Origin of the sequence: Frankia sp. AgB1.9, assembly GCF_016786355.1 — a bacterium.
Lineage (GTDB): Bacteria > Actinomycetota > Actinomycetes > Frankiales > Frankiaceae > Pseudofrankia.
Map to the genome: position 1 here is coordinate 1 of NZ_JADWYX010000146.1, position 21,334 is coordinate 21,334.

Consider the following 21,334-nt stretch of genomic DNA (forward strand, 5'->3'; position numbering starts at 1 on the left):
CGGCGTCCCGGCCCCGCGATGGACCGCCCGGACGACCACCGACAGCTAACCGACCATCAAGATTCAGGACAGGCACTCAGGGAGTGCCGCTCCTAGAAAGACCCATTCAGGTTCCCTCGGCCCTGCCTGGGGCGTCGCCGTGGGCACCACGAACCGGACCGGATCCCGGCCTGCCCAGCACTGGGAGGACCTGCGCGGAGATCCGAGCTACCTCCAGCGGGCGGGGTCGGGAGGCGGCTGTGAGGGGGCGACAGGCTCAGATCGGCCGCCTCCCGGCCATGTGACCCAAGTCTCACTAGGACGACAGCTATCTTGATCGTCGAAGTGATGCGAGGGAACGAAAGTGGCATCGCGACGACGAATAAAGTGTCACTAAACTGTCACTTTGAAGATCAAAAATCCTGATCCTCTTGCAAACGTGCTGGTCAGGCTCCTGCGATAGGACTCGAACCTATAACCTGCCGGTTAACAGCCGGCTGCTCTGCCAATTGAGCTACGCAGGACCGTTCGTGTCGATCCTACCGATGAGTCCCACTCTGGGCGGATCTCCCGGGGTGATCTTGCATCGGCGCGGGGCGACGAGAGTCAGCTTACCGGAGGTTCGGGGGGGTCGGCGGTGGGGTAGGTGCGCGTTGGCGGCTCGTTGCCGGGCTGTCGGTGGCCGGTGTCCTCGCCGGGTCGGCGGATCGGTCCTGGAGTTGTCGGTGCGAGTGGGTAAGGTCCGTTGTGATCGCGGTGGGTGGTGGGCCATCACGCGGACGCCACCGCGCTGGCTCGGTCCGTCTCGTCCGGACCGAGGTCGCTCGGAACCAACGTCACCAAGCCAGCGTCACTCGCCCCACGGAACCCAGCGTGGCGCACCTTGCTCGGCCCAGGCCTCGGGAGGCAGCATGCGGATCCGCCCCACGATCGCCGTCGCGTTCGGGCTGGGCTACGTGCTCGGCACCCGTGCGGGCCGCGAGAGCTACGAGGAGATCACCCGGCAGGCCCGCCTCGTGTGGGATCGCCCCGAGGTGCAGAGCGTCGCCGGCATCGTCTCGGCCCAGGCGGGCGGCGCGTATCGACGCGCGAGAACGGTGATCGGCGGCCACGGGGGCGGCGCGTGAGCGGCTGGTGAGTCGATCCGCCTCGCGCCCGGCGCCGGAGAACCGGTCGACGGGCGGTCCCGAACTGCCGTTGGCCGTGCTGCTCGATCTGCTCGGCCGGCGGCACAGCCTGATGATCTTCTGGTCGCTGCGGACGGCGCCGCGATCGTTCCGAGCGATCGAGTCGCTGCTTGACGCCCCGTCGGCGCAGCTCACCCAGCGGACCCGCGAACTGCGGGAGGCTGGGCTGATCGAGGTCGACGAGGCTGGCGACTACCGGCTCACCTCGACCGGCCGCCGGCTGCAGGGCCTGCTCGAACCGCTGTCCGACTGGGCCGAGACGTGGGCTGGCCTCAGCCCGCGCCAACGTCTGCCCCGCGGCTCCGCCACCCGAGCCCGCGACGAGCCTGACTGACACCCGCCGAACGCGCCGACACCAACGATTCCCCTGGCTTCCCAGCAGCAGCTGTACCGCCACCCTTCGTGACCCGCGACCACGCGCAGCACCCCGATAACCCTTTGCCCGGATGATCGCGGGCCCCGAAACTGGCCCAGTGGATCGCAATACAGGGCGGACGATCAGCGCCGTGGTCACCGCGGACGGCGACTGTCTCGGGGCTCTCGGGCCGTTCCCAGTGGAAAGCCCGTGGTGGGCGGACGTCGAGCCGGTCGTCACGCGCATCACCCAGGAGCTGGACGTACCCGTGATGGTGCTGCGCCTGCTCGATGTCAAAGGCGCGGACGGCGCCCGCAACGGGCACGTGACCTACCACGTACAGGCGGCCCGCCGTCCCACCGATCACCCGTTCACGCCAGCACCCACCGATTGCCACCAGCTAGCGGCGCCCGAGGCACTTCGAGCGCGCTGGGCCACCAGAGAAGGCCTCCAGGAGACGATGACCTGGGTTGACGCCGCGCTACGGACCGCTGGCCGGCCCCCGGCCGGACCCGTCGAACAGGTCAAGACCTGGAACCTCGCCGGGTTGTTCCGGATCCCGACAGCAGCCGGGCCGGTCTGGCTGAAAACGACGCCGCCGTTCGCGGCCCGCGAAGAAGACGTCATCGCGGCGTTCGCGCACGTCGCACCGCGACTCGTCCCCTCCGTCCTGGCGGCCGATCCCGAGGGCCGACGGGTCCTGCTCGACCACGTGCCGGGCACAGACTGCTGGAACCCCTCGGCGGGCACCATCCGCGCCGCCGTCAGCGGGCTCGCCAGCGCACAGGCCGCGCTCGCCACCCGGCCCGAGGCGATTCCCAACGACCTGCCGGACCGGACCCCAGCCGCTTTGGTCGACGAGGTCAACCAGCTGCTCGACTGCCCGGCCGCGCACGAGCTGACCGCCGCGGAACGGGCCGCCGCCGATCGCCTGGCCGAGCGCCTGCCGAAGCTGATCGCCGACCTGGAGGCCTGCGGCCTGCCGAACACCCTGCTCCACGGCGACTTCCACCCCGGAAACTGGCGATCCGACGGGAAGGACACCGTCCTGGTCGACTTCTCCGACAGCCACGTCGGCCATCCCGTGCTCGACGGACTACGGCCCCGCGAGTTCCTGTCCGACGACCAGTGGGCACACGCGGCCGACGCCTGGATCGCCACCTGGGCAGCGTGCCGCCCAGGCAGCGACCCGGCCCGCGCGCTGGCTCTCGGCGCGCCTCTGGGCCACCTCGCCTACGCGGTCCGCTACCAGCAGTTCCTCGACAACATCGAACCGAGCGAACGCCGCTACCACGCCGGCGACCCGGCCCAGACCATCCGCGCCGCCCTGCGCGGCTAGCGCCGGTCCGGCGAGGCCGGCCCGTGAGCACGATCGCCGTCTTGGCCCTCGAATGGTCACGAAACCGCCGCGGCTACAGCCACGCGAGGGCGAAAACAGCGATCTTTCAGACGCGACGCTAACCGGCGGCGGGCTCCAGGACGAAGACGGGGATCTCGCGGAGGGTCTTCTTCTGGTACTCCGCGTAGTCGGGCCAGGTGGCGACCGCGCGCTCCCACCAGAGCGCCTTCTCGTCACCGGTCACCTCGCGGGCAACCATGGCCTGCTTGGTCGGCCCGTCCTGGAGTTCCACCTGCGGGTCCGCCAGGACGTTGTAGTACCAGACGGGATGCTTCGGCGCGCCGCCCAGCGAGGCCACGACGGCGTAGAGGCCCTCGTGTTCGACCCGCATCAGCGGGCTCTTGCGGATCTTGCCGGACTTCGCTCCGACCGTGGTGAGGATAATCACCGGTCGACCGTTCAGCTCCGTGCCGCGGGTGCCGCCGGAACTCTCGTACTCCTCGACCTGCTTACGGACCCAGTCCGACGGGCTCGGCTCATAGTCACGGGCGACAGACATGGCCTTATTCAACGCCAGGCCCGCTCACCCGTCGACCTCGGGCGGCTACTGACCCGCCGTAGCGCAGGGCCGTTGTACCCGGGGCGCCGACAGGACAGATCACAACGTGTCCCTCGAATGGCGACCGGCCACCGCCTGGTGAATTTGAGTATTTACGCTCAGGCCGTCACGACGGCTGCTGGGAAGACTGGCTCTCATGCCCACCTCAGCACCGACGCGGTCGCCGGCCTCCACCCTTACCCGAGCCCTTCATGGTGGGGCCGCTGCCCTTCTGGTCCTGGCCACGCCGGTCGCGGTCGCGGGACTGCTCGGACAGGACGACTATCAGGGCGTCCCACGCTCGGAACTCGACTACGCCATCCGTCCGCTGGACATCCCGCCCGGCCGGATGACCGCCGTCGGTATCGCCGCCCTGCTCCTGATGGCAGCCGTCACCGCGCTGCTGCTGCACGAGGGCCGCCGTGGCACCGCCGACCGGCGCCGATGGCAGGTCGTGTGCCCGCTCGTCGGGGCCGGGGTGGTCCTCGGCTTCGGGTACCACGTCGCGACCGCCGGAGTGATCGGCGCCAACATCGGCTACGGGCTGGTTGTCTTCTTCGGCGCGCCGCTGGTGGCCGTGCTGATCCTGGTCGCCGCCGCCCGAGCATGGGCGCTGCGCGCGACGGCCACACGGCGCATCTCCTGAGGGCACCGCTCCGCGAGAGCCAGGGACGCATTGATCATGCGGCTCCCCCAACCCGGCGCCACCCTTACAGTTGCGCCATGAGCAACAGCGAGCCGGCGCTCGTGCAGTCCGTCGATCGGGCGGTCACCGTGCTGGAGATGCTGGCGCGCGGCGGCGAGGCGGGCGTCACCGAGGTCGCGGCCGAGCTCGGGGTGCACAAGTCGACCGCCTCCCGGCTCCTGGGCGCGCTCGAGCACAGAGGGCTCGTCGAGCAGCCGCGCGGGCGGGGCAAGTACCGGCTGGGCCTGGGCATCGCGCGGCTGGCGGGCGCAGTGACCGCGCAGTTCGACCTCGGGCACGCGAGTCGCGAGGTCTGCGAGCGGCTGGCCGACGAGCTGGGCGAGACCGTCAACGTGGCCATCGTCGACCGTGGGTTCGCCGTCAACATCAGTCAGGTTCGCGGGCCGGCGGCCGTCGCGAGCCACAACTGGGTCGGGCAGCGGACGCCCCTGCACGCCACGTCCAGCGGCAAGGTCCTGCTCGGCACGCTGCCGCCCGAGGAACGTGACAGGCTCCTGGGAGATCCGTTGGAGCGGTTCACGCCCCACACGATCACCGACCCCGCCGTCCTGGCCGCCGAGCTGCGGGACATCGCCGACCGTGGTTGGGCCAGCACCCGCGAGGAGCTGGAAATCGGCCTGAACGCGGTGGCCGCGCCGATCCGCGGCTGGGGTGGCCAGCTTCGCGCGGCCGTCAGCGTCTCGGGGCCGACCTACCGCCTTCCCGAGGAAAGCTTCCCCGACGTCGCCGAGGCCGTCCGCAGAGCCGCGACGGACATCAACGCGGCGGTCGGCCACCTCACCTAGGCAGCCCCCGACAAGGCCAGCCCGCTCCACACCTTGATCATGATCGCGAGTTTGGCCCTCAAACGGTTGCTACCAGGCCCGGTTCACGACCACCCGAGGGCGCAAACGGCGATCACTGTGCCGGGCCGACCTTTGCAGGCACCCCAGCTGGCACCGAAGCCGCCGACACGGTTTCGCGCGGGTGAACTCCTTGCGCGGGCCATTGACCGGCCGGCGACTCCCGTCCGATCCTGTTGCGGCAGGGGCAGCAAGTTGTGCCATCCGCAACAGTGGGGGACGGGCGGGGCTGCTGATGGAGGCGCACGGCTCGTACGACGTGGTGATCGTCGGCGGCGGGACAGCCGGTGCCGTGGTGGCCGCCCGGCTGGTCGAGCGGGGCGCGACGGTCTGCCTGATCGAGGGCGGCCCGAGCGACGTCGGGGACGAGCGGGTGCTGCGGCTGCGCAACTGGATCAACCTGCTCGAGTCCGAGCTGGACTACGACTACCCGATCACCGAGCAGCCGCGGGGCAACAGCCGCATCCGGCATTCGCGGGCGAAGGTGCTGGGCGGCTGTTCGTCGCACAACACGATGATCAGCTTCCTGCCGCCGCCGGCCGACTTCACGGACTGGGTGGCCGCGGGAGCCGACGGCTGGACCTATGACGCCCTGCTTCCGCTCTTCCGGCGGCTGCGGACCAACATCGTGCCGGTGGCGCCCCGGCACCGCAACGCGCTGACGGAGGCCTTCATCGCCGCGTCCGGCGAGGCGCTCGGCGTACCGCTGGTCGAGGACTTCAACGCGAAGCCGTTCGTCGAAGGAGCAGGGTTCGCGCCGGTCGGCTACTACCCGGAGACCGGCGTGCGCAGTTCGTCCTCGGTGGCCTACCTGCACCCGCTCCTCGACCATCCGAACCTGACGCTGCTGACGGAGACCTGGGCCTACGACCTCAGGCTCGACGGCGACCGGGTGGTCTCCGTCACCACCAGCCGCGGCGAGGTTCACGGCGACCAGTTCGTGCTCTGCGCCGGCGCGATCGACACGCCGAGGCTGCTGTTGCTCGCCGGCATCGGACCGGCCGCGGACCTGGGCGGGCGGACGAGAATCGACCTGCCGGGGGTCGGCACGAACCTGCTCGACCACCCCGAGTCGATCATCATGTGGGAGGCGACGCGGCCGCTTCCGGCCGAGTCCGCGATGGACGCCGACGCCGTGCTGTTCGTCCGGCGGGACACCGCGCAGGACCGGCCCGACCTGATGTTCCACATCTACCAGCTGCCGTTCACCGTCAACACCGAGCCGCTCGGCTACCCGGTGGTCGAGAACTGCTTCGGGCTGACGCCGAACGTGCCCCGCCCGCGCAGCCGCGGGCGGCTCACCCTGGCCGACGACCGTCCCGAGACCAAACCGCTGCTCGATTTCCGGTACTTCACCGACGCCGAGGGCTACGACGACCAGACCGTGGTCGACGGCCTGCGCCTCGCCCGCGAGGTGGCGCGGGCCACCCCGCTACGGGACTGGATCGCCCGCGAGATCGCGCCGGGCCCGGAGCTGACGACCGACGCGCAGCTGTCGGCCTACGGCCGCGCCGCCCACCACACCGTCTACCACCCGGCCGGCACCTGCCGGATGGGAGCGCCTGACGACCCGCTGGCGGTGGTCGACCCGGAACTGCGGCTGCGCGGGCTCGCGAACGTGCGGATCGCCGACGCGTCCGTCTTCCCGACGCTGCCCTCGGTGAACCCGATGGTCACGGTACTGCTCGTCGCCGAGCGCTGTGCCGACCTGATGACCGCCGAACTGCGGACACCTGACCCGACGCAATGAGCCCGCGGGTCGTGATCGTCGGTGCCGGCATCGTCGGATGCGCGCTCGCCGACGAGCTGACGGCGCGCGGCTGGACGGACGTCACGGTGCTCGACCGCGGCCCGCTGTTTCGCACCGGCGGCTCGACGTCGCACGCGCCGGGGCTCGTCTTCCAGGTGAACCCGTCGCGGACGATGGCCGGCTTCGCCCGGTACACGGTCGAGAAGTACCTGGCCCTCGGGTGCTTCGACCAGGTCGGGAGCATCGAGGTCGCGACGACGCCCGAGCGCTTGGCGGAGCTGCACCGGCGGCATGGCTTCGCCCTCGCCTGGGGCATCGGCGCGCGGGTCCTCTCCCCCGCCGAGTGCCACGCTCTGTTCCCGCTGCTGGAGCCGGATCGGGTGCTCGGCGGCCTGCACGTGCCGACCGACGGCCTGGCCCGCGCCGTCGACGCCGCCCGGGCGCAGGCGCACGCCGCGATCGCCCGCGGCGCGGTCTTCCACGGCCGCCAGGAAGTGACCGCGATCGAGGACGACGGGGTCAGGGTCGGTGACCGCCACGTCCCGGCGGACCTCGTCGTCTGCGCGGCCGGGTACTGGGGGCCGAAGCTCGCGCCCGTCCCGCTGCTGCCGCTGGCGCACCAGTACGCGGTCACCGGCCCGGTGCGCGGCCTGCCGGCCCGCACTCGGCCCGAGGCGGGAGTGCCGATTCTGCGGCACCAGGACCGGGATCTGTACTTCCGCGAGACCGCGGGCTGCATCGGCATCGGTTCGTACGCGCACGACCCGATGCCGACCGACGTCGAGCCGCCGTTCGCCGCCGAGCAGTTCGCCGCGTCGCTCGCGGACGCCCGGGCGCTGCTGCCCGGCCTGCCCGACATCGAGCACGGCCTCAACGGGATCTTCTCGTTCACGCCCGACGGGTTCCCGCTGCTCGGCCCGGTCGAGGGCCGGCCCGGCCTGTGGCTGGCCGAGGCCGTCTGGGTCACCCACTCCGCCGGGGTCGCGCGGGCGGTCGCCGAGTGGCTCGTCGACGGGCGCTCGGCGGTCGACCTGCACGAGTGCGACACCCAGCGCTTCGAGGAGGTCCAGCTCTCGCCGTCCTACGTCAACGTCCGCGGGCAGCGCGCGTTCGTCGAGGTGTACGACGTCATCCACCCGCTCGACCCGGCCGGCGACCCACGGCTGCTACGGGTGAGCCCGTTCCACGCCCGCCACGTCGCGCTCGGCGCCCACTTCACCGAGGGCGCCGGCTGGGAGCGGCCGCTGTGGTTCGAGGCGAACGCCGGCCTGCCGGTGCCGGACCTGCCGCCCCGGGACGCCTGGGCGGCCCGGCACTGGTCACCGATCGCGGCGGCCGAGGCGCTCGCCACCAGGGAGCGGGTCGGCCTGTTCGACCTGACCCCGCTGAAGCGGCTCGCGGTGACCGGCCCCGGCGCGGCCGCGTTCCTGCAGCGGATGTGCTCCAACCACGTGGACCGGCCGGTCGGCGCCGTCACGTACGCCCTGCTGCTCGACGAGGGCGCCGGGGTGCGCAGCGACATCACTGTGGCGCGCCTGGGAGCGCGGGAGTTCCAGCTCGGCGTCAACTCGAACCTCGACCTGGCCTGGCTGCGCGCGCACGCCCCGGCCGACGTGCACGTCGGCGACGTCACCGGTGGGACGTGCTGCGTCGGGGTGTGGGGCCCGGCCGCCCGTGACCTGCTGGCGCCGCTGACGACGCTGGACCTCGCGCACGAGGCGTTCGGCTACTTCACCGCCCGCCGCACCCACCTCGACGCGGTTCCGGTCACGATGCTGCGCGTCTCCTACGTCGGCGAGCTCGGCTGGGAGGTGTACGCGAGCGCGGAGCTGGGTCTGCGGCTGTGGGACACGCTCTGGGCCGCGGGTGCGGCGGTCGGTGCCGTCGCCGCCGGGCGCAGCGCGCTGACCAGCCTGCGGCTGGAGAAGGCCTACCGGGCCTGGGGCGTGGACCTGACCGCGCAGGACGACCCCTACTCGGCTGGCCTGGGCTTCGCCGTGAACCTCGCGCACGGCGACTTCGTGGGCCGGGCGGCCCTGCGGCCGGACGGCCCGCGGGCCCTGTGCTGCCTGACGGTCGACGACGGCCGGACGGTGCCGACGGGCCGTGAGCCGGTGCTGGCCGGCGGCGTGCCGGTGGGCCACGTGACCAGCGCCGCCTACGGCTACAGCGTCGGCGCCCCGATCGCCTACGCCTGGCTGCCCAGGGCTCTCAGCACGCCAGGGCAACCGGTGGAGATCGCCTATTTCGACGAGCGGGTCGCCGCGACCGTGCGCGCGGCGCCGCTGTTCGACCCGACGGGCAGCAGGATCCGGCGATGAATGAGGTGCGGGGTGCGGGCGTACGACGTCATCGTGGCTGGGCTCGGCGGCATGGGCAGCTCGGCCGCCTATCACCTGGCCGCCCGTGGGCGCCGGGTGCTGGGCTTGGAGCGGTTCGGCCCGGCCCACGACCAGGGCGCGAGCCACGGCGGGTCGCGGATCACCCGCCAGTCCTACTTCGAGGACCCCGCGTATGTGCCGCTGCTGCTGCGCGCCTATGAGCTGTGGGACAAGCTGGCGCGGGACTCCGGCCGGGACCTGATCACCCTGACCGGTGGGCTGATGGCGGGCCGGCCGGACTCGGTGGTCGTGGCCGGCAGCCTGCGCAGCGCGCGGGAGTGGGGGCTGCCGCACGAGCTGCTCGACGCGGCCGAGATCCGCCGGCGGTATCCGCTGTTCCGGCCCGAGCCGGACGAGGTGGCGCTGTACGAGGACAAGGCCGGGCTGGTCCGGCCGGAGGCGACCGTCGAGGCCAACCTGGCGCTGGCCACCGGGCTCGGTGCCGACCTGCGCTTCCACGAGCCGGTGGTGTCGTGGTCGGCGGACGGCGCGGGAGTCGCGGTCCGCACGCAGGCCGGGACCTACCGGGCCGACGCCCTCGTCGTCTGCCCGGGCCCCTGGGCCTCGCGGCTGCTCGCCGACCTCGGCCTGCCGCTCGTCGTCGAGCGCCACGTGCAGTTCTGGTTCGCCCCGCGCGGCGGCGTCGAACCGTTCCAGCCGGCGCGGCAGCCGATCTACATCTGGGAGCAGTCCGCGGGAATCCAGGTCTACGGCTTCCCGGCGCTGGACGGCCCGGACGGCGGCGTGAAGGTGGCGTTCTTCCGCCGCGGCGAGGTCACCACGCCCGACACCATCGACCGCGCCATCCGCCCGCGGGAGATCGAGGACATGGCCACCCACCTGGCCGCCCGGCTGCCGGACGCCGCCGGGCGCTTCCTGCGGGCCAAGGCCTGCATGTACACGAACACGCCCGACGAGCACTTCGTCATCGGCAGGCATCCCGCGCACGAGCGGGTCACCGTCGCCTGCGGCTTCTCCGGGCACGGCTTCAAGTTCGTCCCGATCGTCGGGGAGATCGTCGCCGACCTCGCCCTGACCGGTTCGACCCCCCACCCGATCGCGCTGTTCGACCCGGCGCGCGCCGCCCTGACGGCCCCTCGATGACCGATCCGGCAGGCGGGACGGAGCGGGCCGGCCCGAGCCTGCTGCCGACGCTGCCCGGCGCCGCGTACACGTCGGCGGAGGTCTTCGCCCGGGAGCAGGAACGCATCTTCGAGCGGCTGTGGACGTGCGCGGTGCACGGCTCGGACCTCGCCGAGCCCGGACAGTTCCGCACCGTGCCGGTCGGCCAGGAGAACGTGCTGATCACCCGGGCGCTCGACGGTGCCGTGCACGCGTTCCTCAACGTGTGCCGGCATCGGGGCGCACGGCTGTGCGTCGAGACGGCCGGGCGGACGCGGCGCACCCTGCGCTGCCCGTACCACGCCTGGACGTACGCCCTGGACGGCACGCTCGTCGCCGCGCCGAACCTCACGGACGCGCCCGACGTCGACAGGTCCGCCTACGGCCTGCACCGGGTGCACGTGCGCGAGTGGCTCGGCTACGTCTGGGTGTGCCTTGCCGCGTCGCCGCCGTCGTTCGAGGAGACGGTCATCGGCGCGGCCACCGAGCGCCTGGGAGATCCGGCGGCGATCGAGCGCTACCAGGTGGCGGGCCTGCGCGTCGGCCGGCGCGTCTCCTACGACGTGGCGGCGAACTGGAAGCTGCTGGTCGAGAACTTCCTGGAGTGCTACCACTGCCCGGCGATCCACCCCGAGCTGGTCCGCGTCCTGCCGGAGTTCGCCCGCGGCTACGCCGCGCAGTACTACGTGGGGCACGGCGCCGAGTTCGGCCCGGACGTCGCGGGCTTCACCGTCGACGGGTCGCCCGGGGTCGAGCGCCTGCCCGGCCTGACGCCGGCGCAGGACCGTCGCTACTACGCGATCACGATCCGCCCGCAGGTCTTCGTCAACCTGGTCCCCGACCACGTGATCCTGCACCGGATGTTTCCGGTGGCGGCCGACCGCACGCTGGTCGAGTGCGACTGGCTCTACCTGCCGGCCGTCGTCGAGGCGGGCACCGACCTCGATCGTTCGGTCGAGCTGTTCGACCGGGTCAACCGGCAGGACTTCGCCGCCTGCGAACGCTGCCAGCCGGCCATGGCCTCGCGGGCCTACGCGGCGGGCGGCGTGCTGGTGCCGAGCGAGCACCATTTGCGCGCCTTCCACGACTGGGTCCAGCGCCTGCAGGCCTGACCGAGGTCCGGCCGCCAGCCCCGACGCCGCTGCGCTGGCCGCGATACTGCGCGAGCCACTGTTCGGGGCAGCGAGTCATACCTTGCGGCCACGACTCCCGGCCGTGGATCACCACTTGGTATCACTCGCATCGGCTGCCACCGGCCGATCACACGGTCGGCGGAACTGGCGGCAATGGCGGAACTGGCGGCCCCGGAGGCTCCGGAGGGCCTGGGAAATTCCGGCGGACGAAGATAAGCCCGGTTGTAGCGGTGATCGTGGTGGGCACAGCACCGATCAGTGCCACCAGTACCGGAGTGAGATCAACATTGACGCGACTCCCTGATCGACCTGGGGGAGGTGGCTGGGTCGGCGCCGCGGTCACCGGAGGCGCCGTGCCGGGCGTCGCGGTAGTCGGCGGCGGCGACGCACTGGCTGACGGGTTGCCCGGCAGTGTCGTGGCTTCGCCCGTCTCAGGTGGAGGCGTGGCGTCTCCTGTTGGCAGCTGCGTCGGAACGACCGTAGGAGCCGGTGAGTCGTAGCTGAAACGGATGACGACCGCGCTGACCAGCACGGCAGCAAGCGTCAGCCCGCCGAGCGCGACGCCGGCCCTCAGCAGGGACTTGCCTCTCCTGAACAGTTGTCGACGCCGGTCCGGTGTTTCCCCCCGCATCCGCATGCCCGATTTATACCGGGGGCCACCGGACGACCACCAGTTCGTACCAGAATCTTCGGCCGCCGCGAGAGTTCTGAACAGACCGCGTAAGCGTTGGCAGCGGTCAGTTATTGCTGCCGCGGCGCCGCCACGAGCCCCGGCGCGGAAGTCATTCGCCGGCCAGGGTGAGAACCGGGAAGGAATGGTGCTGCCAGATCAGGCGGGACCGCTCCTCGGGATAGGCGGTGACGACCGACGGGGCGTCGAAGACCTGGGTGAGGCGCCGCTCGGGTTCGTAGGCGGGCCAGCCCGGGTCTCCATCCATGGCGAACGAGGTCCAGGCGCTTCGCATCCGCGCGGACAGCGTCTCCGCCTCGGGGGTGGTCGGCTCGCCGATCAGCATCGCCGGCTGGCTCCCGGTGAGGTTGCCGAACACGAGCGGTACGTCGAGGCCATGACAGGCGCCGAGCGCGCCGCCCATGCCCGGGGCCGACCATGCCAGCTCGTAGACATGGGCCCGGCCGCCGCCCGCGACCTGCGCCTCGGCGAGGTGCAGCGTGGGCATGCGGAACAGCCAGTCGGAGTGGACCAGCTCGTACAGCTGGTCAGGGCTCGCCTCCGGATAGGCATCCCGGTAGCGGCGGGCACCGTCCGGACCAGGCGCGAAGTCCTGGAGCGCCGTGTCCGCCTGTTCGGGCGTGACCTCGCCGAGCAGGCCGGACATCGCGGTGAACAGGCGCTGTTCATCGCGGGTATGGCCGGCGAGCAGGGCGACGGCCCGGCTGGCACCGGCGGCCAGGGCCTGCCACGGGGTGGCCGGCAGGACGTCGCCGTCGACGACGGGCGCGAACAGGATCGACCGGCGGGCCGGCTGGCCCCAGCGTCGCGCCTGCTCCATGATCGTGGCGGTGACGGCGTCGCCGGCGAGAGCCAGTAGCGCCGGGTCCACGGCGGCCAGTTCCGCGGCCGTGGGAGCCAACCCGAGCTCGTCGGCGCAGGCGGCGGCGATGTCGGCGGCCAGCTCCGTCGAGAAGAAGGTGCCCGGCGCGCTCTGCGCGACGGCCGCGCGGAACAGCCCCGCCGCCCGTGGCATGGCCAGCAGGGCGGCGACCGATCCGGCGCCGGCCGACTCGCCGAAGACCGTGACCCGGTCCGGGTCGCCACCGAAGGCAGTGATGTTGTCGCGTACCCACTCCAGGGCGGCGACCTGGTCGAGCAGGCCGCGATTGGAGGGCGCTCCCTCGATCTGGGCGAACCCTTCGATGCCCAGGCGGTAGTTGAACGTCACCACGACCACGCCGCCCTCCCGGGCTAGGCGGCCGCCGTCGAACTCGGGCCGGCTGGCCACGCCGAACGTGTAGGCGCCGCCATAGATCCACACCAGGACGGCGAGCTTCGCGGCGGGGTCGGGCTCGGGCGACCAGACGTTGACCGTGAGCCAGTCGTCGCCCGCCTCAGCCGGGGCTTCGCCGATCACGTCGGTCTGAGGCGCCGGAGGGCCGTACGACACGGCCGGCCGCACGCCGTCCCAGCCCGGGGCCGGCCGCGGCGCGGCGAAACGGAGCTCGCCGACCGGCGGCTCGGCGAACGGGATGCCGCGAAAGACCGCCACGCCCGGCTCCCGGCTACCGCGCAGCCGTCCACCCGCCGCCCGGACCTCGAACCCGGACCCGGCAGCCGCCGATCCCAGAGCGCCGGTGATCGTCATGGTTCTCCCTCGCCAGGTTCCCCGTACACGGTCGCGGCGGCGAACGACGGAATCATCACGCGGAACCGAGACACTCGCGAACCATTTACCGTTGGGCCGCTTCTGGCTCCGAGCCAGGTCACCGGGTCTCGGTCGCCCCGGCGGACGCAGGGCCGGTGACGGGGCGTGCCTCCACGGGCGAGCGCGTCGGGCAGCCAGGCCTGCCTGGACGCCACGAGGCAGCCTGCGCGGTCGGGGCAGCCGGGCCGGCCGGGGAGCCGTCGATGCCAAAAGGGTTGACGCGGTGAAAACAGGGGAAGTCGTCGATCATCGCCGTCAAAGTCCGGCGCGTGTTCCCTGGAACACCTCCACTGACAGTTCTGGAGCACTGACATGGGCCTGCGCTATACCCGTCGCCCCAAGATCGGCCCGTTTCACATGAACGTGGGTGAGCACGGGGTCTCCTCTGTCACGCTCAAGCTCGGTCGGGTCTCCTGGCGGGTCTGGTCCAAGCGGGGCCATGGCGGCCTGTCCAGCGTCGACCTTCCCGGCCCGTTCTCGTATCGGCGCGAGAGCAGCTCCCGCCGGTAGCCCCGGGCGTACATTGCTGGCATGACGGGCGGGTCGCCGCTACCTGCCGCCGGAACGCGGGCCGCGGGAGCCGACGACGGGCTTCCGCAGGCCGGCGCGGGCCGAACGGGGAACGCGAGGTCCGGGCTCACCACAGAACGCCAGATCGCCTACTGGCGGCGATCGGGGCTGTTACGCCCCGGCGTCAACGACCTGGCCCAGGCACGGACCATCGCGGCGCTGCGGCGAGCGGGCATCAGCCTGGCCCGCATCCGGGCCGCGGCGGACCGGCTGCGGGCGAGCTGGCCGGACAGCCGCGGCGACGAACCGATGTTCGAGCCGCTTTCCGGTGGTTTCGGGCCGTCAGACGGGCCGGCCACAGGATCAGCCAGGTTCGCCGTCGTGGCAGGTGAGCTGTTCATCCGGCACCCGGACGGCGCCTGGGAGGGCGACCGCCGGCCCGGCCAGCTCGTCCTCGACGGGATACTCCCCCTGCCCGGCTCGCCGTTCGCCGCCGAACCCGGCACCGGCACCGGCCAGACCGCGCGCAGGCCGTCGGTCTCGGTGACGCATCCACGCGCGGCCCCCGACCGCGAGACGATCCTCCGGTTCGTCACCCGCGAGGACGCTCGGCCACGCTCGGCACCATCCGGTCGCGATTCGGCTACCGGACGGCGCGGCGCCCTCTGAACACGGCGGCGGCCGGCGGTCCGACGAGACCGACTCCGGCCAGGACGATGGCGAGGGTGTCGAGGGCGGCGATCGAGGCGCCGTCGGACGACGAGATCAGCTGGCTGTGGACGACCGCTCCGGCGGGGTCGGCCGGGGCTGGGGTGGGCGCTGGCGTGGGCCGCGTCGCCTCGCTGCTGGGACCTGGGGATTCGGTGGGCTCTGCGGTCGGTGGGGTGGCGGTCGAGTCGCCGAGGCCGGCGTCCGTGGTGGGTTCCGGGGTCGCGGGCGCCGCTGGAGGCGTGGCCGCCGTCCCCCTCTGACCAGTGCCGGAGCCGCCGCGCGAACCCGAGCCGGACCCGGTGCGGCCGGCCGGATGGTTGGGAGCCGGGGTCGGCACGCCGCCGCTGGCGAGCAGGCCGCCGATTCCCTTGGTGATCTCACCGAAGACGCTGCCTAGGTCCGCCGGCGGCCGCGGGGCCGCCGATGGGCCGATGTTGACGTGAATGTCGAGCGGATGGTCGAACAGCGGGTGGGTCATCCCGGCCGCCTCGGCGGGGCTGGCCGTCAGGAGCGCGACGGGCGCGACCATCAGTGCGCCGGCCACGAGGCCGCCGAGCACGGCCCGGGCCGTGCCGGTCCCGCGCGATCCCGGTCCGTCGGCGCCGGGGCCTCCGGAGGCAGCACGCGCGCGGCCGGGCCGAAAAGTAGCTCGTCGCTGCGCAGCCATCGCCAGATCCTTCCCACAACGTCAGTAGAGCAATTGTGCGAACGACCCACGCCAATGACATCGGTTTGCGCGGTCAATCCAACGACAGGGCGTGTCGGCACCCGTCCAGTCGCATTTCCGACATGTACTGGAGGTTGTGTGGTCAAGGCCATTCCAGTCCCGAAACCGAACATTCAGCGCCCATTTCTGCCACATCCAAAGCCCACGCCGGCCGAGCGTCGCCAGAGACTCCGGCCGCCCGGGGCGGGGCGGCGCGGCACCCCCGGCCGGGACGACTCGTCGCGGGCGGGGCAGCGCGGCGTGCCCCGGTCGGAGACGGCTCGTCGGGGGCGCTGCGTCCCGTTCGGGGACTGGGCTGCTCGCTCGGGGACGGGGCGGGCGGCGGCCTCGGACCGGCCGGCCAGCAACGCTGGTTTGCCAACCAAGCGCTTGTTAGAGTGCTCGCGGCTCGCTCCTGGAGGTTGGATGATCACTACGGTGGTGGACGGCGGGATCGCCGAGATCGTCGTCGACTACCCGCCGGTGAACGCGCTCCCGGTGGCCGGCTGGTTCGCCCTGGCGGACGAGCTGCGGGCCGCGGGCGCGAACCCGGCCGTTCGGGTCGTCGTCCTGCGGGCCGAAGGACGCGGATTCAACGCGGGCGTCGACATCAAGGAGATCCAGCGCGACCAGGGCCATCAGGCGCTCATCGGCGCGAACCGTGGCTGCTTCGCCGCCTTCGCCGCGGTCTACGACTGTGCGGTCCCGGTCGTCGCCGCAGTGCATGGCTTCTGCCTGGGCGGCGGGATCGGGCTGGTCGGCAACGCCGACGTGATCGTCGCCAGCGACGACGCCACCTTCGGCCTACCCGAGGTCGACCGGGGAGCGCTCGGCGCCGCGACGCACCTGTCGCGGCTGGTCCCGCAGTTGAAGGCCAGGGCGATGATGTACACCTCGGCTACGGCGACCGCCGCCGAGCTGCACGCGTTCGGCTCCGTTCACACCGTCGTCCCGGCCGCCCGGCTGCGCGACGCGGCCCGAGCCGTCGCCGGCGAGATCGCCGCGAAGGACCCGCGGGTGATCCGGATGGCCAAGGAGGCGTTCAACGGGATCGACCCGTGGGACGTCAAACGCAGCTACCGCTACGAGCAGGGCTTCACCTTCGAGCTCAACCTGGCCGGCATCGCCGACGAGGTCCGCTCCGGCTTCGGTTCCACGCCCAGGGCCGAGCCGGCCCCGGACGCGGCTGACCAGAAGTCCGATCAGGGCGACGGCTGATGGACCTGACCTGGTCGGACGAGGATGAGGCGTTCCGCGCCGAGGCACGCGCGTGGCTGACGGCGAACGTGCCGGCGACGCCGCTACCGTCCGGCGACACCCGAACGGGATTCGCCGCCCATCTCGACTGGGAACGGCGGCTCTTCGAGGCTCGCTGGGCGGTCGTCTCCTGGCCGGAGCGCTACGGGGGCCGCGACGCGAGCCTCTGGCAGTGGCTGGTCTTCGAGGAGGAGTACGCCCGGGCCGGCGCCCCGCAGCGGGTCACCCAGAACGGGATCTTCCTGCTCGCCCCGACCGTGTTCGAGTTCGGCACCGCCGACCAGCAGGACCGGATCCTGCCCCGGATGGCCGCCGGCCTGGACACCTGGGCGCAGGGCTGGTCCGAGCCGGGCGCGGGCAGCGATCTCGCCGGTCTGCGTTCCACTGGGGTCCAGGACGTCGAACGCGGTGGCTGGCGCCTTTCCGGCCAGAAGACCTGGACGACCCGGGGCGCGTTCTGTACCCACCTGTTCGGCCTGTTCCGCACCGGTACGCCCGCCGCGCCAGCTGCGGAGCCGGAGGCGGGCCCACGCGCGGGCCGGGCCGGCGGCAGGCATCACGGGCTGACCTATTTCCTGGTGCCGCTGGACGCGCCGGGGGTGACGGTCCGCGGCTTCGAGCGCCTGGATGGTGACGAGGGCTTTGCCGAGGTCTTCTTCGACGACGTCTTCGTCCCCGCCGAGAACGTCCTCGGTGGCGTGGGCAAGGGCTGGCAGGTCGCGATGGCGACGACCGGCTCCGAACGCGGCCTGACGCTGCGCCCGCCGGGCCGGTTCCTGGCCACCGCGAACCGGCTGGTCGAGCTGGCCCGCGCCACTCGAAGCGGGCTGCCGGCGGCGGTCCGCGACCGGGTCGTGCAGGCGCACATCGACGCACAGGCCTACCAGCTCTTCACGTTGCACCAGGTCAGCGGCCTGCTCAACGGCCAGCAGCCCGGGGCGGCGTCGAGCCTGAACAAGCTCTTCTGGTCGGAGCTGGACGTCCGCATCCACGAGACCGCCCTGGATCTGCTGGGTGCGGGTGCCGAGCTCGACGGCCCGTGGAGCAAGGGCTTCCTGTTCTCGCTGTCGGGCCCGATCTACGCCGGCACCAACGAGATCCAGCGCAACGTCGTCGCCGAACGGCTCCTCGGCCTGCCCAGGGCCTGACCCGAAACCGCGGAAGGGAGCCGGTATGGACTTCGAACTCGACCCGGAGGCGGCTGCCCTCGTGGGCGCGGTCATTCCGGTGCTCGACGCCGAGGCGACCGCGGCCCTCATCCGCGGCGCCTGGCCGGCCGGCGCGGGCGAGGCGGCGGCCGGCCTGGAGCAGGTGCGCAAGGTCTGGGCGACCCTCGCCGACATCGGTCTGGCCGGCGCGCTGGTCCCTGACGGAGCCGACGGGCTGGGCCTGACCATCTCGGACGTCGTCCCGCTACTGGAACGCGTCGGCCACGCTGGCCTGCCCGTGCCAGCCGTCGAGACGGTCGCGTTCGCGGCGCCGCTGTTGGCCGCCGCCGGTCATCCGGCGCTGCCCGACCTCGTCGCCGGCCGAGCGCTCGTCACGGTCGCCACCCGCACGCCCACCGGCGAGATCGTCGTGCCGCACGGCCAGCAGGCCGACCTGGTCATCCTGCCGGTACCCGCGCCGGCCAGCGCGGAGTCGTCGGGGTCGGGGTCGGCGGGGTCGGGGGCGTCGGCGTCTGCGTCGGCGTGGAACGCATCGACCGGCTCGCTGGCGACGGACGCGTTCGATGGGCTGCCGCACGGCACGGCCCGGCTGCGGATCTACCGCGCCGACGAGCTGGAGCTCGCGCCGGTCGGGACGGTCGACGGCGCCCGCGCGCTGGCCCGGCTGACCACGTTGCCTGACCCGCTGGCGGGCGCGGTCCTGACGGACGACCCCGACGCCGCCCGGCTGGCCTGGTGGCGAGCGGCGGTCGGCACGTCGGCGGTTCTCGTCGGCCTGGCCGCCCGGATACTCGCGATCACCATCGACTACGTGAAGACCCGTCATCAGTTCGGGGTCCCGGTCGGCAGCTTCCAGGCGGTCAAGCACGCGTGCGCCTCGGCGCACCTCGCGACCGAGTTCGCCCGCCCCGCGGTCCTCGCCGCCGGGTGGCGGCTGGCCCACTCCCCCGAAGACCACGTCGCCGCACGGGACGCGACGCTCGCCGCGCGGGACGCGGTGAGCGTCGCGAAGGTGTTGGCGGCGGAGTCGGCCCGGCTCGCGGCCCGGGTGGCGATCCAGTGCCACGGCGCGATCGCGTACACCACCGAATACGACCTGCACCTGTTCGCCAAGCGTGCCTGGGCACTCATTCCCGCCTACGGCGATCCGCTGTTCCACCGGGCCCAGCTGGCCGACAGCCTCGGCCTGCGGCCAGCGGCCCTGGATGCCGTCTCGACAGACCTGGTGCCGCCTTCCGGAAGGGAAACGTCGCGATGACCGAGCAGATCGCCCAGTCGGCGCCGACGGCCGACGATGCCGAGCCTCCGGTGGTGCTGTACGAGGTGACCGGGCCGGTCGCCCGGGTCACGATGAACCGCCCCGAGTTCCGCAACGCCCAGAACTCGAAGATGACCTACGCCCTCGACGACGCGTTCTACCGGGCCGCGGCCGATCCCGAGGTCAAGGTCATCGTGCTGGCCGGCGCGGGCCGACACTTCAGCGCCGGCCATGACATCGGAACCCCGGGGCGAGACATCGACCAGTCGTTCACCCGGCGCGCGGGCCTGTGGTGGGACCATGTCGGGGCCTCCGGCGCGGAGAGCCGTTTCGCCCGCGAGCAGGAGGTGTACCTGGGAATGTGCCGGCGGTGGCGGGAACTGCCGAAGCCGCTGATCGCCCAGGTGCACGGCGCCTGCATAGCCGGAGGCCTGATGCTCGCCTGGGTCTGCGACCTGATCATCGCCTCCGACGACGCGTTCTTCGCCGACCCGGTCGTGCGGATGGGCATTCCGGGGGTCGAGTACTTCGCGCATCCGTGGGTGATGGGCCCGAGGGCGGCGAAGGAGTTCCTGTTCCTCGGCGAACGCGTCGCCGCCCACCGCGCACTGGAGCTCGGCATGGTCAACCGGGTGGTCCCCCGCGACGACCTAGCCGCCGAGGTGACCTCGGTCGCCGAGCGCATCGCGACGATGCCCCGCCTTGGACTCGCCCTCACCAAGAAGGCGGTGAACCAGGCCGAGGACCTGATGGGCCTGCAGGCCGGCATGGACTCCGTCTTCGGCCTGCACCACCTTGCGCACGCCCACAACGCCGAGGTCGGAACCGACTCCCTCGGCGGCCAGGACGCCCGCTCCATGCGCGACGCCCGCCGCGCCGCCGAATCCAACGACTGACCCGGCCGCACCAGGGTCACCCGGCTGCCGAGACGATTCGGCGGCGGCCAGGTTCCGGACAAATCGGTGTCGCGGGCAACCTGGTACTGTCTGGTCAGACAGTACCTGATTAGACAGATATCGGTTCAGACAGTGTCTGGACAGACACTAACTGGACAGACAGCGTCTGAGCAGACAGGGGCTGTTGTGCTCGCCAAGGTCCTCCGCACCTCGCGTCCAGGTCGAGATATCATTGGGAGCCAAGTAGATATCACCTGTTGCGAGGAGCGATCCGTGGCCGATCTCCTCATTCGCGACGTACCTGACGGCGTCATCGCCGAACTGGACGCCGCGGCGGCCCGCGCCGGCGTGTCACGCGTCGAGTACCTGCGTCGCACGCTGTCCGCCGAGGCGGAGCGTGCCGCCCGCGAGACACATCAGCCACTGGCCCCGGCGGACTGGGCTCTACTCGGGGAGCTGATCTCAGACCTGGATGACACAGAGATCATGCGTGAGGCCTGGTCGTGACCGAGTCGTGGCTCTTGGACAAGTCGGCCCTGGTTCGAATCCCGAACCATCCTGACGAGCCCCTGTGGTCCGAGCGCGTCGATCAGGGCCGAGTGCACGTCTGCGCGGTCACCCTGCTCGAGATCGGCTACTCCGCCCGCAACGGCGCCAGCCACGCCCGATTGCTCGGAACGCCGCCACTCTCCCGAATGATCCACGACTGGGAGACGGCCGCCGAGGTGACGAGGCGCGCCTTCGCGGTGCAGGGCATGTTGGCCGCCGCCGGCCACCACCGCGCGCCGAGCATCCCCGACCTGCTGATAGCCGCCACCGCGGAGCTGGCCGGGCACACAGTCCTCCACCACGACAAGGACTTCGAGCTCATCGCCGATCTGACCAGGCAGCCGGTGTACCGCCTGGCCTGAGCACGCTTCAGATCTTCGGCAGTCGCCCCGCGGAGCTTGCAAACGCGAAGATCGACCGCACCGCGGAACGCGAAGATCGACCGCACCGCGGAACGCGAAGATCGACCGCACCGCGGAACGCGAAGATCGACCGCACCGCGGAA

The 21,334-nt window shown here is 72.1% G+C and carries 20 protein-coding genes and 1 tRNA gene; 17 read left to right on the forward strand and 4 right to left on the reverse strand.

Features of this window, described 5'->3' with window-relative positions; all coding sequences use genetic code 11:
• Nucleotides 1-430: 430 nt before the first annotated feature.
• Nucleotides 431-503, reverse strand: a tRNA-Asn gene (locus tag I6A60_RS36095).
• 387 nt (nucleotides 504-890) lie between these two features.
• Between I6A60_RS36095 and I6A60_RS36100 the strand changes: the two genes are divergently transcribed.
• From I6A60_RS36100 to I6A60_RS36110, 3 genes are all read left to right on the forward strand, one after another.
• On the forward strand, nucleotides 891-1,106 hold the full coding sequence (locus tag I6A60_RS36100) for a hypothetical protein (protein ID WP_203020115.1): 216 nt from the start codon (nucleotides 891-893) through the stop codon (nucleotides 1,104-1,106).
• A gap of 7 nt (nucleotides 1,107-1,113) precedes the next feature.
• Entirely contained in the window at nucleotides 1,114-1,500 is a 387-nt protein-coding gene (locus I6A60_RS36105) for a helix-turn-helix domain-containing protein (RefSeq protein WP_203020116.1), read from the forward strand.
• Nucleotides 1,501-1,639: 139 nt separating this feature from the next.
• Nucleotides 1,640-2,860: an aminoglycoside phosphotransferase family protein gene (locus I6A60_RS36110; protein WP_307874039.1), complete on the forward strand. Its 1,221-nt coding sequence runs from the start codon at nucleotides 1,640-1,642 to the stop codon at nucleotides 2,858-2,860.
• A 118-nt stretch (nucleotides 2,861-2,978) separates the two neighbouring features.
• On the opposite strand, the gene I6A60_RS36115 is transcribed toward I6A60_RS36110, so the two are convergent.
• Complete coding sequence (locus I6A60_RS36115; protein ID WP_203020118.1) at nucleotides 2,979-3,419, reverse strand: nitroreductase family deazaflavin-dependent oxidoreductase; 441 nt, start codon at nucleotides 3,417-3,419, stop codon at nucleotides 2,979-2,981.
• A gap of 196 nt (nucleotides 3,420-3,615) precedes the next feature.
• On the opposite strand from I6A60_RS36115, the gene I6A60_RS36120 reads away from it, so the two are divergent.
• The 6 genes from I6A60_RS36120 (at nucleotide 3,616) to I6A60_RS36145 (ending at nucleotide 11,371) form a co-directional block, all read left to right on the forward strand.
• Nucleotides 3,616-4,104, forward strand: a complete 489-nt coding sequence (locus I6A60_RS36120; RefSeq protein ID WP_203020120.1) for a hypothetical protein — start codon at nucleotides 3,616-3,618, stop codon at nucleotides 4,102-4,104.
• Nucleotides 4,105-4,181: 77 nt separating this feature from the next.
• Nucleotides 4,182-4,949, forward strand: coding sequence for an IclR family transcriptional regulator (locus I6A60_RS36125; RefSeq protein WP_203020122.1), 768 nt, complete (start codon nucleotides 4,182-4,184; stop codon nucleotides 4,947-4,949).
• A gap of 292 nt (nucleotides 4,950-5,241) precedes the next feature.
• On the forward strand, nucleotides 5,242-6,756 hold the full coding sequence (locus I6A60_RS36130; protein WP_203020124.1) for a GMC family oxidoreductase: 1,515 nt from the start codon (nucleotides 5,242-5,244) through the stop codon (nucleotides 6,754-6,756).
• Nucleotides 6,753-9,077: an FAD-dependent oxidoreductase gene (locus I6A60_RS36135; RefSeq protein ID WP_203020126.1), complete on the forward strand. Its 2,325-nt coding sequence runs from the start codon at nucleotides 6,753-6,755 to the stop codon at nucleotides 9,075-9,077. Before I6A60_RS36130 ends, I6A60_RS36135 begins: the two co-directional genes overlap by 4 nt.
• Nucleotides 9,078-10,241, forward strand: coding sequence for an N-methyl-L-tryptophan oxidase (gene solA, locus I6A60_RS36140; protein ID WP_203020128.1), 1,164 nt, complete (start codon nucleotides 9,078-9,080; stop codon nucleotides 10,239-10,241).
• The gene (locus tag I6A60_RS36145; protein WP_203020130.1) at nucleotides 10,238-11,371 is read left to right on the forward strand and encodes an aromatic ring-hydroxylating dioxygenase subunit alpha; all 1,134 of its coding nucleotides are present in this window, start codon (nucleotides 10,238-10,240) and stop codon (nucleotides 11,369-11,371) included. Before solA ends, I6A60_RS36145 begins: the two co-directional genes overlap by 4 nt.
• 803 nt (nucleotides 11,372-12,174) lie before the next feature.
• Here I6A60_RS36145 and I6A60_RS36150 read toward each other — a convergent pair.
• A complete protein-coding gene (locus I6A60_RS36150; RefSeq protein WP_203020132.1) occupies nucleotides 12,175-13,713 on the reverse strand; it encodes a carboxylesterase/lipase family protein in 1,539 nt (512 codons plus the stop codon).
• 372 nt (nucleotides 13,714-14,085) lie between these two features.
• On the opposite strand from I6A60_RS36150, the gene I6A60_RS36155 reads away from it, so the two are divergent.
• Nucleotides 14,086-14,283, forward strand: coding sequence for a DUF4236 domain-containing protein (locus I6A60_RS36155; protein WP_203020134.1), 198 nt, complete (start codon nucleotides 14,086-14,088; stop codon nucleotides 14,281-14,283).
• 21 nt (nucleotides 14,284-14,304) lie between these two features.
• Complete coding sequence (locus I6A60_RS36160) at nucleotides 14,305-14,952, forward strand: hypothetical protein (RefSeq protein WP_203020136.1); 648 nt, start codon at nucleotides 14,305-14,307, stop codon at nucleotides 14,950-14,952.
• Here I6A60_RS36160 and I6A60_RS36165 read toward each other — a convergent pair.
• Nucleotides 14,927-15,553 (reverse strand): hypothetical protein, encoded by a 627-nt coding sequence (locus I6A60_RS36165; protein WP_203020138.1) that lies wholly within the window; start codon nucleotides 15,551-15,553, stop codon nucleotides 14,927-14,929. The two genes, I6A60_RS36160 and I6A60_RS36165, sit on opposite strands and share 26 nt — an antisense overlap.
• Nucleotides 15,554-16,126: 573 nt before the next feature.
• On the opposite strand from I6A60_RS36165, the gene I6A60_RS36170 reads away from it, so the two are divergent.
• The 6 genes from I6A60_RS36170 (at nucleotide 16,127) to I6A60_RS36195 (ending at nucleotide 21,191) form a co-directional block, all read left to right on the forward strand.
• A complete protein-coding gene (locus I6A60_RS36170) occupies nucleotides 16,127-16,918 on the forward strand; it encodes an enoyl-CoA hydratase family protein (protein ID WP_203020139.1) in 792 nt (263 codons plus the stop codon).
• The gene (locus I6A60_RS36175; protein WP_203020141.1) at nucleotides 16,918-18,105 is read left to right on the forward strand and encodes an acyl-CoA dehydrogenase family protein; all 1,188 of its coding nucleotides are present in this window, start codon (nucleotides 16,918-16,920) and stop codon (nucleotides 18,103-18,105) included. The genes I6A60_RS36170 and I6A60_RS36175 overlap by 1 nt, the downstream gene beginning before the upstream one ends.
• 25 nt (nucleotides 18,106-18,130) lie before the next feature.
• On the forward strand, nucleotides 18,131-19,384 hold the full coding sequence (locus I6A60_RS36180) for an acyl-CoA dehydrogenase family protein (protein ID WP_203020143.1): 1,254 nt from the start codon (nucleotides 18,131-18,133) through the stop codon (nucleotides 19,382-19,384).
• On the forward strand, nucleotides 19,381-20,280 hold the full coding sequence (locus I6A60_RS36185) for an enoyl-CoA hydratase (RefSeq protein WP_203020145.1): 900 nt from the start codon (nucleotides 19,381-19,383) through the stop codon (nucleotides 20,278-20,280). Before I6A60_RS36180 ends, I6A60_RS36185 begins: the two co-directional genes overlap by 4 nt.
• 273 nt (nucleotides 20,281-20,553) lie before the next feature.
• Complete coding sequence (locus I6A60_RS36190; protein ID WP_203020147.1) at nucleotides 20,554-20,787, forward strand: antitoxin; 234 nt, start codon at nucleotides 20,554-20,556, stop codon at nucleotides 20,785-20,787.
• Entirely contained in the window at nucleotides 20,784-21,191 is a 408-nt protein-coding gene (locus I6A60_RS36195) for a PIN domain nuclease (protein ID WP_203020149.1), read from the forward strand. The genes I6A60_RS36190 and I6A60_RS36195 overlap by 4 nt, the downstream gene beginning before the upstream one ends.
• The last annotated feature ends 143 nt before the right edge of the window (nucleotides 21,192-21,334 follow it).

Excerpts from the sequence above, each read along its gene's own strand:
- I6A60_RS36100 (WP_203020115.1), top strand. The coding sequence starts at position 891 with ATGCGGATCCGCCCCACGATCGCCGTCGCGTTCGGGCTGGGCTACGTG.
- I6A60_RS36115 (WP_203020118.1), bottom strand. The coding sequence starts at position 3,419 with ATGTCTGTCGCCCGTGACTATGAGCCGAGCCCGTCGGACTGGGTCCGT.
- I6A60_RS36120 (WP_203020120.1), top strand. The coding sequence starts at position 3,616 with ATGCCCACCTCAGCACCGACGCGGTCGCCGGCCTCCACCCTTACCCGA.
- I6A60_RS36125 (WP_203020122.1), top strand. The coding sequence starts at position 4,182 with ATGAGCAACAGCGAGCCGGCGCTCGTGCAGTCCGTCGATCGGGCGGTC.
- I6A60_RS36130 (WP_203020124.1), top strand. The coding sequence starts at position 5,242 with ATGGAGGCGCACGGCTCGTACGACGTGGTGATCGTCGGCGGCGGGACA.
- I6A60_RS36135 (WP_203020126.1), top strand. The coding sequence starts at position 6,753 with ATGAGCCCGCGGGTCGTGATCGTCGGTGCCGGCATCGTCGGATGCGCG.
- solA (WP_203020128.1), top strand. The coding sequence starts at position 9,078 with ATGAGGTGCGGGGTGCGGGCGTACGACGTCATCGTGGCTGGGCTCGGC.
- I6A60_RS36145 (WP_203020130.1), top strand. The coding sequence starts at position 10,238 with ATGACCGATCCGGCAGGCGGGACGGAGCGGGCCGGCCCGAGCCTGCTG.
- I6A60_RS36150 (WP_203020132.1), bottom strand. The coding sequence starts at position 13,713 with ATGACGATCACCGGCGCTCTGGGATCGGCGGCTGCCGGGTCCGGGTTC.
- I6A60_RS36155 (WP_203020134.1), top strand. The coding sequence starts at position 14,086 with ATGGGCCTGCGCTATACCCGTCGCCCCAAGATCGGCCCGTTTCACATG.
- I6A60_RS36160 (WP_203020136.1), top strand. The coding sequence starts at position 14,305 with ATGACGGGCGGGTCGCCGCTACCTGCCGCCGGAACGCGGGCCGCGGGA.
- I6A60_RS36170 (WP_203020139.1), top strand. The coding sequence starts at position 16,127 with ATGATCACTACGGTGGTGGACGGCGGGATCGCCGAGATCGTCGTCGAC.
- I6A60_RS36175 (WP_203020141.1), top strand. The coding sequence starts at position 16,918 with ATGGACCTGACCTGGTCGGACGAGGATGAGGCGTTCCGCGCCGAGGCA.
- I6A60_RS36180 (WP_203020143.1), top strand. The coding sequence starts at position 18,131 with ATGGACTTCGAACTCGACCCGGAGGCGGCTGCCCTCGTGGGCGCGGTC.
- I6A60_RS36185 (WP_203020145.1), top strand. The coding sequence starts at position 19,381 with ATGACCGAGCAGATCGCCCAGTCGGCGCCGACGGCCGACGATGCCGAG.